General features: G+C 37.4%; 15 protein-coding genes and 2 pseudogenes. 10 read left to right on the plus strand and 7 right to left on the minus strand.

Annotated features, from left to right (window positions below; translation table 11 throughout):
* Positions 1-4 precede the first annotated feature (4 nt).
* From FPG78_RS03425 to FPG78_RS03440, 3 genes and pseudogenes are all read left to right on the plus strand, one after another.
* The gene (locus FPG78_RS03425; protein ID WP_144086621.1) at positions 5-1,192 is read left to right on the plus strand and encodes a hypothetical protein; all 1,188 of its coding nucleotides are present in this window, start codon (positions 5-7) and stop codon (positions 1,190-1,192) included.
* 479 nt (positions 1,193-1,671) lie between these two features.
* Positions 1,672-4,444 (plus strand): annotated as a pseudogene (gene alaS, locus FPG78_RS08560) (alanine--tRNA ligase).
* A 436-nt stretch (positions 4,445-4,880) separates the two neighbouring features.
* Positions 4,881-5,426, plus strand: coding sequence for an Rpn family recombination-promoting nuclease/putative transposase (locus FPG78_RS03440; protein WP_144086624.1), 546 nt, complete (start codon positions 4,881-4,883; stop codon positions 5,424-5,426).
* Between the two features lie 69 nt (positions 5,427-5,495).
* Here FPG78_RS03440 and FPG78_RS03445 read toward each other — a convergent pair whose 3' ends face one another.
* The 7 genes from FPG78_RS03445 to FPG78_RS03475 form a co-directional block, all read right to left on the minus strand.
* Positions 5,496-5,774 carry a hypothetical protein gene (locus FPG78_RS03445; protein ID WP_144086625.1) on the minus strand — a complete coding sequence of 93 codons (279 nt, stop codon included), beginning with the start codon at positions 5,772-5,774 and terminating at the stop codon, positions 5,496-5,498.
* Positions 5,758-5,979 (minus strand): hypothetical protein, encoded by a 222-nt coding sequence (locus FPG78_RS03450; RefSeq protein WP_144086626.1) that lies wholly within the window; start codon positions 5,977-5,979, stop codon positions 5,758-5,760. The genes FPG78_RS03445 and FPG78_RS03450 overlap by 17 nt, the downstream gene beginning before the upstream one ends.
* Complete coding sequence (locus tag FPG78_RS03455) at positions 5,948-6,235, minus strand: hypothetical protein (protein WP_144086627.1); 288 nt, start codon at positions 6,233-6,235, stop codon at positions 5,948-5,950. Before FPG78_RS03455 ends, FPG78_RS03450 begins: the two co-directional genes overlap by 32 nt.
* Before the next feature lie 149 nt (positions 6,236-6,384).
* A complete protein-coding gene (locus FPG78_RS03460) occupies positions 6,385-8,880 on the minus strand; it encodes a DNA gyrase/topoisomerase IV subunit A (RefSeq protein ID WP_144086628.1) in 2,496 nt (831 codons plus the stop codon).
* A gap of 96 nt (positions 8,881-8,976) precedes the next feature.
* On the minus strand, positions 8,977-9,504 hold the full coding sequence (gene ppa / locus FPG78_RS03465; RefSeq protein WP_144086629.1) for an inorganic diphosphatase: 528 nt from the start codon (positions 9,502-9,504) through the stop codon (positions 8,977-8,979).
* Positions 9,505-9,636: 132 nt separating this feature from the next.
* On the minus strand, positions 9,637-10,482 hold the full coding sequence (locus FPG78_RS03470; protein WP_144086630.1) for a hypothetical protein: 846 nt from the start codon (positions 10,480-10,482) through the stop codon (positions 9,637-9,639).
* 191 nt (positions 10,483-10,673) lie between these two features.
* The gene (locus FPG78_RS03475; RefSeq protein WP_144086631.1) at positions 10,674-11,225 is read right to left on the minus strand and encodes a hypothetical protein; all 552 of its coding nucleotides are present in this window, start codon (positions 11,223-11,225) and stop codon (positions 10,674-10,676) included.
* A gap of 251 nt (positions 11,226-11,476) precedes the next feature.
* Here FPG78_RS03475 and FPG78_RS03480 point away from each other — a divergent pair, with 251 nt between their 5' ends.
* The 7 genes and pseudogenes from FPG78_RS03480 (at position 11,477) to FPG78_RS07695 (ending at position 16,468) form a co-directional block, all read left to right on the plus strand.
* Positions 11,477-11,872, plus strand: coding sequence for an FAD-dependent oxidoreductase (locus tag FPG78_RS03480; protein WP_223261985.1), 396 nt, complete (start codon positions 11,477-11,479; stop codon positions 11,870-11,872).
* Between the two features lie 45 nt (positions 11,873-11,917).
* Positions 11,918-12,517 (plus strand): annotated as a pseudogene (locus FPG78_RS03485) (FAD-dependent oxidoreductase); the annotation flags it as partial.
* Positions 12,518-12,972: 455 nt separating this feature from the next.
* Positions 12,973-13,194 (plus strand): hypothetical protein, encoded by a 222-nt coding sequence (locus tag FPG78_RS07675; protein ID WP_223261986.1) that lies wholly within the window; start codon positions 12,973-12,975, stop codon positions 13,192-13,194.
* A gap of 86 nt (positions 13,195-13,280) precedes the next feature.
* Positions 13,281-13,610, plus strand: coding sequence for an SLC5/6 family protein (locus tag FPG78_RS07680; protein ID WP_223261987.1), 330 nt, complete (start codon positions 13,281-13,283; stop codon positions 13,608-13,610).
* 237 nt (positions 13,611-13,847) lie between these two features.
* Positions 13,848-14,744, plus strand: a complete 897-nt coding sequence (locus FPG78_RS07685) for a sodium:solute symporter family transporter (RefSeq protein ID WP_223261988.1) — start codon at positions 13,848-13,850, stop codon at positions 14,742-14,744.
* Positions 14,745-14,750: 6 nt separating this feature from the next.
* On the plus strand, positions 14,751-16,118 hold the full coding sequence (locus tag FPG78_RS07690; RefSeq protein WP_223261989.1) for a hypothetical protein: 1,368 nt from the start codon (positions 14,751-14,753) through the stop codon (positions 16,116-16,118).
* Positions 16,119-16,234: 116 nt separating this feature from the next.
* Positions 16,235-16,468: an HD domain-containing protein gene (locus FPG78_RS07695; protein WP_223261990.1), complete on the plus strand. Its 234-nt coding sequence runs from the start codon at positions 16,235-16,237 to the stop codon at positions 16,466-16,468.
* The last annotated feature ends 101 nt before the right edge of the window (positions 16,469-16,569 follow it).

The raw sequence follows: 16,569 nt of genomic DNA on the forward strand, positions 1-16,569 counted from the left end.
TCCAATGCCCGAAATTGAGGCATTCCCAGTAAGCGAAAAAATAACTCATAAATTTGTGAAAGACGCAGTAGCAACTTCTGGCGGGGATCGTAACGATGCTCCTTTTGGAGTTGAAATTACAAATGGTCAGCTCCTAAATACCCTGTTTAAGGGTGATAACAAATCAGTCGATTTTATGCGTTTTTATTTTGATGATAAAACTGAAGCTTCACCGTATTTCTTTAAGATTCAATCAAGTAATGATGCATTTCAATCTGTATTAAACCTTGCTAAGAACGATCAAGATACTGCTAAATTTGCTACAATGCTAGGCCATCACATAACGGATGCTCAGACTGGGCTAGAGAATTTAATTTTTATTCCTGATCGACTTGAAATACAAAATGATATTCTTAAAAATATAGGTGATTCAAAAAGTGTTGGCGAGAAAAAACAAGCTAATGAAGAAGGGAAGCCTATATCCAACTATGAAGAATTTAGTAAAGATGGCTTTGACCCTATCGGTGGTGGTAGCATAGCTGGTCGATTATTTGTTAACTTAGCAAGAATACTGGGCTATGATTCATCGGATCCTAATACAGCATTTAACAAGTGTATGATCCATATAACTGATGCCAATATTGATGTTTCAGATGCGACGATTAATCAAAAGATTGCTATTGAGATTCTGAAGTCTCTTCTTGATAAAGGAAAACCCTTCATACAACCTGCTACCAAAGAATTTGTAATCACTTCTGATTCTGAAGGCTCAGCAAAAAAGCTTATAGAGTCTGTTGAAGGTACAATAAAAAGCCAAGTAGAAAAAGCGGTTGTTTATAGGGAGGGTAATCTGTTTTTTGGTACACCTGTAACTGAACACATTATGCGGTTTATACGAGAAATGGGTAATGCATTGTCTGAAAAGCATGGCGATGCACATATTACATATAAAACAATTAGTGATGTAACAAACAAGGCATTTAAAATCGCTGATGTTATTAAAGCAGCAGAAGCTGATTTTAAAGATATAAGAAGTGCTATGCGTGCTAAGGTATCTTCCTTTCTTAATGATAAGGAATCATTAAGTCTAGAAAACTACAGCACCTATTTTCCTGATGTGTCTTTAAGAAGTGCTCATATTACTCAATTCAATCAACTAAAGTCCGAATATATAAATAAGAATAAAGATAAGAAGCTATCTCCAGATATTTAGTCTCACTTCTTATTTTTGAGCTGAGTTTTTTAAATAGGGGCTGCTGCAAGCTAGTCCCTGTTTTTATTTTTTTTATAGCTAGCTAAAAGTAGATCTGGATTCCTTATATAATTTCAACTGCTAATCATTTTAATTTACTTATCTTAATCTACTTATTTGTGTTTCGATTCTATTTACGTTATGTTTTGCATTGAATAAATTTCCCTGATATTCAGTCTTTTTTTTCTAAACATATAATATAAAGCAAATAAAAATTAGATTTGAATAAGGGTAAGAGTGCCTATATACTATTTTGATGAAAAAATGGGCTATTTTATCTTTTTACTTAAGATTCTCTAGATATTGCACCTAGGTCATTGCATGTATGTCACAAAAATAGCTGCCTATACTCCGATAATAATCAGCTGAAGGTATGTGGGGCTACTTTTTTTAAGTAAATATCTACTTTTTGTATTTATTACAAGTAAGCAATCCAAACTATGCAATCCAAACTTATCAGAGAAAAGTTTCTTCAATTTTTTATACAAAAAGGTCACAGGCATCAACCCGGTGTGCCTATTGTTAATAAAGACGATCCTTCCTTGCTTTTTGTAAATGCCGGTATGAATCCCTTTAAGGATATGATTCTAGGCAACCAACCCATTACCGATTCCCGTGTCGTTACCGTACAACCCTGTTTGCGGGTCTCCGGTAAACACAATGACCTTGAAGAAGTAGGGGTAGATACCTACCACCATACTCTCTTTGAGATGCTAGGTAACTGGTCCTTTGGGGACTATTTTAAAGAAGAAGCCATCGCCTGGGCATGGGAACTCCTAACCGAAGTATACCACCTTTCTAAAGAAGACATCCATGTAACCATATTTGCCGGAGACCCGCAAGATGGCTTGCCTAGAGATAACGAAGCCGCTGCAATCTGGGCCAAATACCTCCCTGCATCGCATATCCTTGCCTTTGGTAAACAAGACAATTTTTGGGAAATGGGCGAACAAGGACCCTGTGGGCCCTGTTCTGAAATCCATTTGGATATTAGACCTGAAAATCATAGAAATATACTTCCAGCTTCCGAATTGGTCAATAAAGGCCACCCTCAGGTTATAGAGATTTGGAACCTGGTCTTTATGCAATACAACCGGCAAGCTTCTGGAAAACTCGTAGACCTGCCCCATAAACACATCGATACCGGTATGGGCCTTGAGCGACTGGCAATGGTATTGCAGGGCAAAAGATCCAACTATGATACCGATATTTTTACCCCATTGATAGCAAAAATAGAGGAGATTTCTGGTAAAAGCTACATTGGAAGACCTCTTTCGAAAGCGATTTGTGATGAGGAATTTTTAGGAGAAGCGCAGTCGAGCACCGCAGCATACTCAGATGTATGTGAAGAACGTAGACAAGCTTCGACACCAAAATTGCCATTAGAAATCGAGTTTCGAAAGAGGTCTAATGGATCGGTTGGAATAGCCATGCGCGTCATTGCAGACCACCTCCGTGCCGTAGCCTTTGCCATTGCCGATGGAGAGGCTCCTGGCCATGCCAAAGCGGGTTATGTGATCCGCCGTATTTTGCGTAGGGCCATTCGCTATGGGTATAGCTATTTGTCCATACAAACCCCTTTTATCTACCAGTTGGTATCTGTTTTGGTGGCACAAATGGAAGGGGTATACCCCAATCTAACTGCTCAGCAAGCCTATATTGAACAACTGATTTGCGCAGAAGAAACTGCTTTTTTAAAAATATTGGCTACTGGATTGCACCTTTTTAACCACTTGGATCCAAGTAAAATCCATCAAGGGGTTATAGCGGGCCAGGTAGCCTTTGAACTCTATGATACCTATGGCTTCCCTTTAGACCTTACCCTACTAATGGCCAAGGAGAAAGGGCTGACTATAGATGAAGCCGGTTTCCAAGAAGCCCTTCAAGCACAAAAAAAACGCTCCCAAAAAGATGCCGCTACCTCGCAAGGGGATTGGCAAGTGGTCCAATCTACCGTTCAGCCCCAGTTTGTAGGCTATGATCAACTGGTAGCCACCACTTCTATTGTACAATGGCGCACCATTACCAATAAACAAGGAACTTTCTATCAATTTGTATTAGCCGAAACGCCCTTTTACCCAGAAGGAGGGGGCAGGTAGCCGATGTGGGCGTTATTAGACCGCTTTCGCGCGCTACTGATCAACAATCTATTCCCGTGCTAGACGTACAAAAAGAACATGGATTAATCGTCCATACCGTCAGCCGGCTGCCTGCTCAGCTGGAAGCGCCTGTGGAAGCCTGTGTCGATCCGGTTCAACGCCGCTTAGCGGCTGGCAACCATACCGCTACCCATTTGTTACAGGCTGTTTTAAAAGCGGTACTCGGGAGTCATGTGGTGCAAAAAGGTTCTTTGGTAACCCCAGCCCTATTGCGGTTTGACTTTGCCCATCCTACTAAACTGTCTAAAGAACAAATAGAAGCGGTAGAAACAATTGTAAATGAAAAGATTCGCGCAGATATTCCCTGTTTGGAACAACGTGCCGTGCCCATTGAAACCGCCAAAGGGATGGGTGCACAAGCGCTATTTGGTGAAAAATATGGCGCAGCAGTACGCGTGATTGCCTTTGATCCAGCCTATTCTATAGAGCTTTGTGGAGGGACCCATCTATCCACTACAGGGCAAATTGGTTTTTTTAAGATCATCTATGAAAGCGCTGTAGGCACCGGTGTACGCAGAATAGAAGCCCTAACCGCTAGCAGTGCCCACCATTTTGTTTCCCAACAAGCTACTATGTTAGATCAAGTCGCTGGGCTACTCAAACACCCCAAAGCGCTCGTCCAGGCCGTAGAAAGGCTGATCCATGAAAAAAAACAGCTACAAAAACAGGTAACCGCTTATCAAGCCCAAGCCATACAACAAGTCATCCAGCAACTACAATTGGAACAAGTCGGTGCGGTCTACCTATTGATTCAAGCCTTGCAACTGCCCCATCCCGATGCATTAAAGCAGATTGCATTCCACTATAAGGCTCAATATCAGAAAATAGCTATTGTACTAGCCGCTACCTTTGAACAACAAGCCCATCTGGTGGTATGCATATCAGATCCATTAAAGCCATCCCACGATGCCCATCAGCTGATGCAATCCCTTGCCCCCTTATTGGCGGCAAAGGAGGCGGGCAACCTTTATTTGCAACCGCTAAAGGCAATAACCCCGCAGGCATACCCGCTGCCTTACAAACAGCAAGAAGCCTATTGAAAATAGCCGGATAGTGCTATAGCTTTTGATAAATGAATTTGGCGCGCAGTAAAAGCATAGATGGTTGGTATCCCTCTTTGCTTATGGCCTTCGATAAATGAATTTGGCACGCAGAAAAACAAATAAAACGAGCTGTTTTGCAGCGGGAAAATCAGAACTCGCCCGCTGTGCGGGCTCAGACATGCTGATTTTCTGATCCGCTGCAAAACAGCTCGTTTTAACGATTACAGTTTTCCTGAAAGTGCCAAATTCCTTTACCGGCGGCCACTAGCACGCTAAGGTTTTAATGTGGCGATGTTAAGAAAAAAACGCGCCCTTGGAAAAAGTTTCGGTCAGAAAGTGCAGCTTACAGATGATTAGGAAAAACAGATTCCTTTCAAGCCCGCATAGCGGGCGGTTCCTGTTTTTCCATCTGTAAGCTGGACTTTCAGGAACTTTTTCCATCAGCGCTTGATTTTTTGCTTACTTTTTGATCAAGCAAAAAGTAAGAGAAAGATTCCTTTGGGAGGAGATTATCAGCTCGTAGATTTGTATGCTATGCCAGATGATGAGATCAAGCAGAAGGCGCATCTGGGGATGTTGGAATATTTTATGAAATATATTCATGTGCGTGATACGCTTAAATTATGGAAGGAATTTTTAGAAAACTTTAAGTCTTGTATACTACTAGATAAGGAAAAAGATTATATTTATATAAGGAGCTTTCTATGGTATAGTGACAGCAAGTTACCTGAAGATAAGTATCCAGATTTAGAAAATATTATTAGGGGGCATCTATCCAAAGAAGATAAAGAAGATAAAGAAGATATTATGAGAACTATAGCACAAAAATATAGGGAAGAAGGTATCCAAGTAGGGGAAGAGAAAGGGAAACTAGAGGGAGAAATGGAGAAAGCCCGTTCTATAGCTAAGTCTATGCTTTTAAAGGGTTATCCTATAGACGGTATTATTATGCTTACTGGGTTATCTCGCTCACATATCTATGACCTTGTATAGAGCTTTGTAATTATAGGCTTTAGTTTTCATCACGCTTTTAAATTAATGAAAAAGCGTGATGCTAGACGATCATTTCAACAAGTATTTGGCACAGTCATAACCTAGCGTGATGCCTAATCCATTGATACCTACTATAAGTCCAAATTTGGTAGTATAGTCAAACCCAAAATCCAAAGTGAAATGAGATTTAATTTCAAGGTCATCAGCCAATTGCTTCTCTGATTTATTTTGTTTATCCTTAGCAAACTTCATTATCTCATCGAAATACGTAGAAAAGGTGTGCTCCTTATCACTACCAATAGACATGGAATCATAGGAAATACGTTTTGCTTTAGATAAAGGGATCATAAAGCGCCCCCATATGTAACGCAAACTGCCGATCATTTCCTGGATAGAACCGAATAGAAACTGGAATACTAATGGCATGAAAATTAACGTTATCTACATCTATAGATGCTGCATCACTTTTATTGCGTTCCTTAAGTTTACCAGACCAACCATCGACTAGGTGGCCACCGATATTACCCCCCTGTAAGCAAGTCGTTATAAACATACATCAAGCCAGTTTGGATCCCTATCTGGTCGAGGGGTTTCCATTCTACAAATGGGCCAATCGCAAAGTCTAAACCCATAGAGAAACGCTCTGTAACAGTTTTTATAGCAGATTTGCTATGTGCTTTTACACCGATATGCCAATCGCATGCTTTATCATCAGCCGGAGCTTCTTCTGAAGCGAAAGCTGGCGTATAATTTACCAAACTTGCTGATAACGCAATAATCCCTGTAATTTTCTGTATCGTCTTTCTCATTTTATATATAAAATTATTAAAATTAATCCTACAAATATTTAGGCGTAAGTGCTTAAGAATCCACTTTTAGCACAACGGGTAATATAATAAGCACTATACCACAATATTAAAACTCAGGAAATTTAAGATATCCTTACCAGAAATAAAAATTATGCATGCCATAAATCTACTGCTGTAATCTTGTATTTAGAGAGTAAGGTCCCTTTAGCTTTAATAGTTTTAATAACAACTTTTTCTAAATCATAGATAATCGATCGCTTATCGTTACCAGTAGGACCTGCTAAATAGTGCAATTGTAATGTAGGTGTTGCAGAAGAAGTAACCAGTTGTAAAATACAATTATCTGATTCTGATAGGAATAGATTATATCGCTGATCTAAAATCTGGGCATCTACTATAAAACGTTTCACAAAATAGTTTTGTGCTACACAGTTGTAGTAGACAACTGAAAGCAAATGGGTAGCTCTTAATGGCTCTATAAGGGCAATGGGATCAGCGGCTATTTGAAAGGGAAAAGCAGCTACCAGATAGTAACCTTCCTTAAAAACTACAAGTATTTTATCGGTTGGGCCAAAAACACCGAGCAACTGCCCGCTTCCCTGAGGCGCCATTTGGCCTGTAGTAGGATCATACCAGAGCTCTATTTTAGCTAATGTAGAACGGTCTTGACTTTTTCGTTGCACCTTATAAATGGCATGTTTGGTTAGGATGTTGCCTTTAGCCGTACGTCCTTTTATGGCTAAATTGGCAAAGTTAAATTCAAATTTCTTTTTTGCTGTCCTACTGATAGGAGAAAGTAAAATGGTAACAGTTTCTGCAGCGCCACTGGAATGCGCACTTAAATAAACGACTCTAGAACCTGGTGTGCCTAAGGTTAGATCATAGCGTTTATCACGTGTAATACCCAATATTTGAAACTGTTTGACAAAGGCAATACCAGTGGCGCCATCTACATAAATGAGATTATAACAACGCCTAGTATCTTTTTTGTCATAAACTGAGACATATATAATATCTTTGCCTACAAAGAGTTTATCTGCTATTTTGGTGATGATATATTTGCCATCTTTACCTATTACAAGGACATCATCTATATCTGAGCAAGCTTCAACGCATTCTTCTCCTTTAAGGCCATAACCTATAAAGCCTTGTTTACGGTTTACATAAAGCTTGTACTGCTTAACCATTACATCATGCAGCTCAATAGGATCAAAGCTGGTTAAAATGGTTTTTCTTGCTCGGCCTTTTCCATATTTCTGAAGCAAACCACTATACCAAGCTATGGTATAATCTTTTAGATGGGCCAAATGATGTGTGGTACGGGCTAAATGGGTTTGAAGCTGGGTTAATGTTTCCTGCGCACGAAGGCTATCATATTGTGAGATGCGTTTGATTTTAATCTCTGTTAAACGGACCAAATCTTCTGTTGCAATAGGACGATAAAAATCATAAGGCTTCAGGTGGTCTGCTATGGTCATCAGTAAATCATCCCAGGTTTTACATCCTTCTATCTCCCTATAGATACGGTTTTCAATAAATATTTTCTCCAAATTGGCAAAAAACAACTGCTCTTTTAATGCCTGCTGCTCTAAAAGCAACTCTTGTTCCAACAAAGCAGTCGTATGCGCCACTGCATAAGATAAAAGCTCCTGAACCGTTACAAAAACGGGTTTTTCGTCCTGAATCACACAAGCATTGGGCGCATAACTTACTTCACAGTCTGTGAAAAGATAGAGTGCGTCTATAACGGTTTCTGGTAGCTGACCAGGGAGTAAATGAATAAGGATTGCAATGTTTTCTGCCGTGTTATCTACCACGTTTTTAATTTTTATCTTTCCTTTTTCATGTACTTTTAGGATAGAATCAATTAAACTAGTCGTAGTGGTTCCATAAGGTATTTCCGTTATAACCAATGTTTGCTGGTCTTGTATTACTATACGTGCACGTACCCGAACTTTTCCGCCTCTTTTGCCTTCGTTGTAATGGGTACAATCTGCTAGTCCACCGGTGGGAAAATCTGGAAATAGCTGAACGGGCTTACCCTTGAGCAGATCTATAGCGGCTTCTACCAGCTCTATAAAATTATGGGGTAAAATTTTAGTAGCCAGCCCTACTGCAATGCCTTCTACTCCTTGGGCAAGCAATAGTGGAAATTTAACGGGTAAGGTACGGGGCTCTTTTTTTCTGCCATCGTAAGAAAGCTGCCAGGTTGTAATCTTTGGACTATATAAAATTTCCTTTCCGAATGGAGCCAGACGGGCTTCTATATAACGGGCCGCAGCGGCGCTATCCCCGGTTCTTAGGTCGCCCCAATTCCCCTGTGTATCTATTAACAATTCTTTTTGCCCTATGGCTACAATGGCTTCTGTAATGGATGCATCTCCATGGGGATGGTATTGCATCGTTTGGCCTACAATATTGGCTACTTTATTGTAACGGCCATCATCAATGAGCTGCATGGCATGGAGAATCCGACGCTGTACAGGCTTCAGGCCATCTTCTATGGCAGGTACAGCACGCTCTAAAATCACATAAGAAGCATATTCTAAAAACCATTGCTCATACATCTCCTCCATAGGAACTATGGCAGATGCTTTACAATCTGGACCATTAGCGCCACTTGCAGGGTCGTCTATTTGGTTCATAATTTCTCAAAAGTAGATTAGACTCCTTTCAAAACGCTATTTCTACCACAAATAGGTTTTGAAAGGGGTCTATTTGATTAGGACCACTCCGGTCTATTATTTCCTACCCCTTTGCGCAGCTTCTCTTAACAGTTCGATGGCTTTTTCTTTCCCTTCAAATCCCTTCACTTTAACCCATTTTGCGGTATCTAAGTCCTTATAATGGCTAAAAAAGTGTATAATACGTCCTTGTAAGAGGGTATTTAATTGTTCAATATGGGCAATATGGGCAAATTCAGGTGCTACTTTTTTGATAGGCAATGCAATAATTTTTTCGTCAAAACCGGATTCATCTTCCATCAATAATACGCCAATAGGCCTGGCTTTAATAACCGCACCGGATATAATAGGATGAGTGGCTACCACTAATACATCAGTAGGGTCGCCATCTCCAGAAGCGGTATGGGGCACAAATCCATAATTACAAGGATAATACATGGCGGTTGGCATGAATCTATCTACAAATAGCGTACCAGAGGATTTATCCATTTCATATTTTACAGGATCATGATGCATCGGAATTTCAATGATGACATGGAGCTCATTTGGGAAATCATCTCCTAATGATATCTTTTCTATGTTCATGCGCTTTTAAGTTTAAATAATAGTTAAATAGATGGTCTAAATAGACCAGGCTACAAATTACAAATTTGTTATGAATCCACTAACAAATCTAAGCTTGTGTATAGATTTTTCCTACCATAAATAGCTTGGAGACTAAACACCTAGTACATTACTACTCCAATCGAATGAATTGACGTAATGATCTACTTCTTTTTCCACTTTAAGCCAAGAAAAGTTATGGTCTACATGTACACCTATAACACAATTTTGTTTTGCTACGCCAATATTATCCTCATTATCATCTACTAGTACAACATTAAAATGGTGTGCTATACCAGTTAACTCCATAGCTTTTTTTATATGCTCCATTTTGCAATTCGGATCATAGACCCCTCCTTGAGGGAAACCTCCTATTATAGGTATATTTTTTATCTGATCTTTATTAAATCCCAATTTTTCTAGGAGTACTTTTATTGAATCGGGATAGCCGCTAAAAGTAGTAATGGCAATTTTATGTTTTTGCGCTAATAAACGGTCAATGATATGCTTTAACCTTTCAGGATCGCGCAATGTAAGTTGCCTGTTATTGAATAAATTTGTGGTTTTTTGTATTATATCTTTTATATCTTGTTTGCAATATTGCCTATTATTAGTTAATTGTATTTTATTTTTGAATATAACCCAAAGGCCGTTATCACTACTTACAGGAATCGAAAATTGTTTCGATAGCAAGTTATGCGCATGTTCATGTACTATAGTTCCATCAACATCAAAACATACCAACACTACATTGCTCCCATTTGATGAATCTGTTCTATTACCTGCAATAGTTGAAAAACCAGGAATTTGGCTTGTTATTTCGCTATCTGATGCTTGGTTAGATGTCCCTGCATGCGACCTTGATATGATGCAATTTGAAAAGCTTATATGTAATAAGGCCAATAGTACAGTATAGAATGGCTTAAATAAGGAGCATATTTTTAATATTACACTGTTCATAATAGTAATTTTAACTTTTAAAGCTTAAAGTACTACTACTAATACTTAGCTTACTTTAAAATGTATTATAAAAGGTGCACTGATCAAAACTATTGTTGAGGTTGGTGAAGGAGTTTGTGTGATACTTACGGACGATTTGGTTAGGATTATAGATCTACTTTAACTGATTGTAGCATCCTTTTCGAGCACTATCATTTTTGTTTTTTCTTTAAAAAATCTATATAATCCGGTATACTTCCATCTTCTTTGCATTTAAAATAGTTTACATTCTTGTATTTTTCACATTCACTTCCAACAGTATCTATAACAGATAGAACTTTAGGAATGGTTATAATATTGGATAATTCATAATTGGAGAATTTTAATTTAAAGCTTGGTTTTGCAATACTGGTCACTAAGCTAGGCTGTCCGTAGCAAAGTATATGCCATTCTATAGAATTATCTAAGTTTTTATTTTTAAATCTATCAGATAGTGTGTCTAATATTTCTTCATAAATTTCTTCTACCTGTGATGCGTCAACTTGGTCTTCTGACTTTAAGTTCTCTAGGCATTTTATTTGAATGATCTCAACATTATTTCCAAAATTTTCTTTCAGTTCACTCTTAGCCCTATCAGTTTCAGATAGATTCACTCCGGGGCTAGGCACTAGTATTACAATATAATTGGGAAGGTTAGAATCTAGTTGTTTATACCTACTATTGATTTTGATTGCTTTTTTCAACCTGCCCAAATTAGCACGCATGTACATCGGATGATATTGCTGACAACTACTGAATATGCAAGCTATAGCTATAGTTAAAAGAAATAATTTTTTGATATTCAATTTTAACATTGAACTAATTAGAAAAAATTAAGATACTAGCATCAGTTAGGTTAGTTGTTTACCTATTGTTAATGGTAATATATTTGTATAAGTTTTCCAAAATTTTCTTTCAGATCTTCTGTTGGTTTTTGTAAATAAAATTTATTATAATGGGCGAGTCATCAATTCTATTGAGCAAGTGTATTCATATAGTTAGTCATCATGTAATAATTATTAGGGGTGCGTATAGCTATTGTAGGAGGGGGCTTGCAGGGCTTGCCACTTGTTATCATCTTTTAGCTATAGACCGTAATTTAAAAATACAATTCCTTGAAAAGGACGGTATAGGGGCAGGAGCCTCAGGATCTGCTGCAGGCTTATTGCATCCATATACAGGATCTCTTGCACAGCTTAACTGGTGTGCCCAACCAGGTATAGCAGCCACCATACAATTATTAGATGCAGCAGCACAGGCTATAGAGCAAGCAACCTATAAAATAAATGACATTGTTCGTTGCGCCATACACCCAGAAGATCAGCAAGCTTTTTTTAATATAGCCAAAACACAAAATGATGTGTCCTTATAGGATCCAGAGCATACCTATAGTCAAACAGGAGTATACAGGCCAGCTCTATTTATTCCAAATGGACTAAATGTTTATACAGCTTTTTACTTAAAAGGAATTTGGCATTTATGTAATCATTATGGTGCTGAGTTAGTGTTACAAAATTTTAGATTAAGTGATAGTGCTTATTTTGATAAGGTCATTTTAGCTTGTGGTGCTAATCTTGCTGAATTATATCCTGTATTAAATTTAGTACTAAAAAGAGGAGAGGTATTAATTTGTGAAAAACGACTGACTTATGGGCTTATTGGTGATGGCTATTTAAGCTTAACGGATCAAAGCAACATATGTTATATGGGTACAACCTCGAGAACAGACTTAATAGATCTTACCCTAGATGAGGCTACAAAACTTATTCGATCTCAGGTAGATCCATGGTTTAAAAGCGATATTCCAGTGCTAGGCTACAAGTCTGGCATTAGAGTCTACCGTTCTCTAGTTTCCGCTCACCCAATTATTGATCAATTAGATAACAAAACTTGGTGTTTTCCAGGATTAGGATCTCGTGGTTTAATGTACCACGCTTATCTTGGCTCTATCTTGGCAAAAGCAATCCTACAACAATCTCCTAAACTTATTCCACAAGTATGCAAAATAACTAGATAAATGAGAGACGTATGTATATAGAACCCTTCCCTTTCTATTTAAAGTACTGAAAATCAAATATATATATAATTACTACTGGCTTTCTGATTAAGTTATATAGGGGGGTATTGAATTGGATAGGGTCGTTAAACTTTATTAATATACTTTTTATTATTATTCACTATATTATGATAAGTTATAAATTGACGTTTCAATAGATGCAAATTCCTATTCCGTATCGTATCCAAGTATACAATATACAAAACGTATAACAATGATGCCCTTTATATCTAATCTTCCTTTTCTGATGGTAGTAGTCTTTTTACTACTTACCTTGGCCACTGGCATCTACTATAGTGGCTCTGTCCACTTAAGTGTGTAAATTATTTTTTGGGCTTATAGGAAAAATTATTACGATATAAAGTAGTGCTAATGCTATAAATATTATTTATTAACCTTCATTAATTGTTTTCTTTATGGTCTTCTTGAATATCTCTTTATTTATGGTTGGGGCTTTTTTAGTACTAACGTTGTTAGTAGGTATCTACTTTAGTAGAAAAGAAACTATATTTCGGGAATATGCGATAGGGAATAAAAAATTTTCTACGGCTACTTTGGTAGCTACTTTATTGGCTACTAATTATGGAGGAGGAGCGCTAGTACGTACTGTAGAGTGTGTACATAACATTGACTTATAGTGGGTGGTGATTTGTATTTTAACTCCATTAGGTTTCTGGATGATGAGTAGGTTAACCTTGCGGCTTCATTTATGCAACACTTATCTATGGCAGAGACAGTTGGAAGTATCTATGGAAGGTATCCAAGAATTATAACTGCATTAGTTGATGCATGCAATTGCATCATTGGGGTTACTATGCAAATTAATATAATATCTCAGTCCATTGGTATGTGTTTAGGATTGACTGACCCGTTTTTAATAACTGCTTTTTCCACCTTGTTGCTTATTTTCTATTCTACTTTCGGTGGTATTCGTTCTGTTGCTTTTACGGATGTACTGCAATTTATAACTTTTTCCATTATTATTCCATTTCTCGCTTGGTTTATGTTTGTAAAAACAAACAAAACGGCTTCAGAAGTCATTCCTATGATATAGAACCAAGATAAATTTCAATTTAGCACCTTATTCCATTTTAATACCCATTCAGTGGGTATGTTACTACTTCTTCTATCCTTGCTAATACCCATCGGCCCTGGACTGATCCAGAGGGTTTATATGTCCTCTGGACCTAATCAGGCCCAAAAAGTTTTTGCATATGCATTTCTTTTTAAGTTAATTATAATATCTTTTGTCACTCTAGTTGGGTTATTTGTTTTTGTATGTGCTCCGAATTTGCCGAAAACAGAAATTTGGCCTTATATAATCGCTCATATTCCACCTATTTTTAGAGGATTTCTTGCCATTAGCTTACTTGCCATGGCAATGTCTACAGCTGATTCTTGTTTGAATGCTTGTTCTGTTATGGTTAGCCATGATATCGTGGGAACCATACAAAATGAAGAAGAGATAGCTGATGATAGTCAGCTCAAAATAGCTAAGCGAACTACGATAGTAGTGGGCCTATTTGCTATGCTGCTAGCCTTTAAGTGTAAAGATTTGTTCAAATTACTGCGTTGGGCACTCGCTTGTAGTATACCCATGACGGCTGCTCCTTTTATATTAGCCATTTACGGATTTCGAGGTACTTCTCGTACTGCTTTAATCGGTATGTCTACAGGTATATTAACTATTATAGCTTGGAATAAATGGGTTGATCCTGCAACAGGGATGGATGGTTCTTTCATTTGCATGTTGGCTAATGGACTAGCTATGATGGCTTCCCATTATCTATTTAAACAACCAAAAAGCGCAGGTTGGGTTGGTCCAGATGATACGCTTAAGCAAATTCAACAAGAAAATGCCCGTAAAAAGGTAGAACGAAAAGAAAAGATTAAAAATTCTTGGACAAATAAAAAAAATGCTTTAGCTAAGCTAATTCCTAGACATAGTACGATGGTACATGTTGGAGTGTATACCACAATCACTGGTTTATTAGCTTATTTTACAGTATGTATTACGAATCATAGTTTATACCTTATATTGCAACTATTTATATCGGCTTGTTGTATAGGTTATCCATTTTTATATGATATCTCCAAAAAAATAAGAGACATTCCTAAATGGTTTGTTGGCCTATGTTGGTTAGCGTTGTTAGCGGTTTATCTTCCTAAAAATTTGATTTGGCACTAGTATCATATGGTAGACCCGATCTTTACCGCATCCTTATTTTTGACCCATTGTACCGTAATATTATTGGTATTACCCATTTATATAGGCACAGGGGTTGTGGCAGCTGCAATCGTGCTTTCTATTTATCCGGTTTATGTTGGATTGCCTGCTACAGTGTTATCTTCACTATTTCCACTTTTTATAGCGACTATATTAATGTTTATCATTATTATTTGTTTTAAAGTCGAACAAAATAACCGTAGAATTAAGATTCTTTATTTTGAAAATCAAGAAAAAGTTAGGGAAAATCAACAACTAAAATCATCTCTCTATGATGCAACTGGTATTCCATCTATTACAGTTAATAAGGTCCAATGCTATGGTGCTATTTTAAACCAAGTAGTTCATAAAATTGAAGAATCTATCTCATTTTTAGATGAAAATACAACTCTTTATAAGAAAGATTTTCAAAGCATTATTAATAAGTTTTATGATTGGATATCCTATTTCAATAGAAGAGAAGTAGAGGTTGCTTTGGCTCAAGAGGTAGTTGATCCACCTAAGCTGTTAGTAGAAAAATCACATATAGCTAATGGAGGACTGTGTGCACACATTGTGTGTGATATCCATCAAGTAGTTTATTTATTGGTTCAGTCTGTTCTTCTGGTTGGTAAAATAGAGCAATCTAGTGCACCAGTTGTACGTATACAATTGCATCCTACTTCTTTAAAATTTACACAATCGGTTCCTATTGATAACAGTTGTCCTACCTATATGGATTTTCCAGCTACTGCTTTGGTTGTAAGCCAAGCTGCCACTTCTTCTGATTTGATGCTCAAAGTGAAGACGTATTATATTGATGTACTAAATATTACCTCCAATCAATGGGAACAAGAAGCTCCTCCATCAATAGATCTTCAGATGCAAACTATGTCCACTATTGTTGAGGCACACTATGGCTATTTAGAATCTTCTAGTGCTACTATGAAAGAAGCTATATTATTGGTACTTCCTAATGATGTTACTCAAATATTTAGTAAGATGACGGCAGTCCTACCGATAGATTCCTTAACCTTAGAACAGACTGTTACACCTAAGGAACAAGCCGATTCTATGATGGAATTAATGCAGTTTCATGACTATGCCTGTAAATCTTTATGTCAAGAGGATCCTATTGATGTAAAGGAGATTGCTAGATTGCTTTTATTATTGAGGAAACATTTTGGATTTAGGCGGCATGCTTCTAATCAATTGTTTTATGTGCGCGCTGTAGGGATTGCTAAATTGGTAGTAGATTGGGTTTTTCACTCTCATAAAGTGGTTTTATGCTTCTTTACTCTACGGATTGGTTCGACATACCTGCTTGCCTCTTTCTTATATCAAAGCGCATTATAATTTAGGTGTCTATGCCTTTGTATTAAATGTGATAGGTATAGATAAACGCCAAGACTTAGAACACCATTCGTTGCTTTATGTGCAGAATAGATTGAAGCAAGCCATCAAGGAAGAGCATGTACAGTTGTCTGTCTTATTTTATAAAGCTGGCCGAACGGCTATATGACCTACGGTATGCAGCAAGTTACATCCATAAAACAGAAGTTCAGCATATGGCACAAGAAACTTTAGCTATAGATGTGCAAATAGCCAATAAATATTTAGGTCCAGAGATAGGCGTAGCATTAGAACAAGCAGCAAACCAGGCATTAAAGGTTATTAACAATAAGAAAAAAGAAAATAATAGTTAGAAGAATTACTATTTAGTGCAATATTATTACATATCTATTATTTTTTACCCCTTTGCGCAGCTTCTCTATCAATCCACTAACAAATCTAAGCTTGTGTATAG

The organism is Cardinium endosymbiont of Dermatophagoides farinae, assembly GCF_007559345.1.
In the GTDB taxonomy this organism is placed as follows: Bacteria; Bacteroidota; Bacteroidia; order Cytophagales; family Amoebophilaceae; genus Cardinium.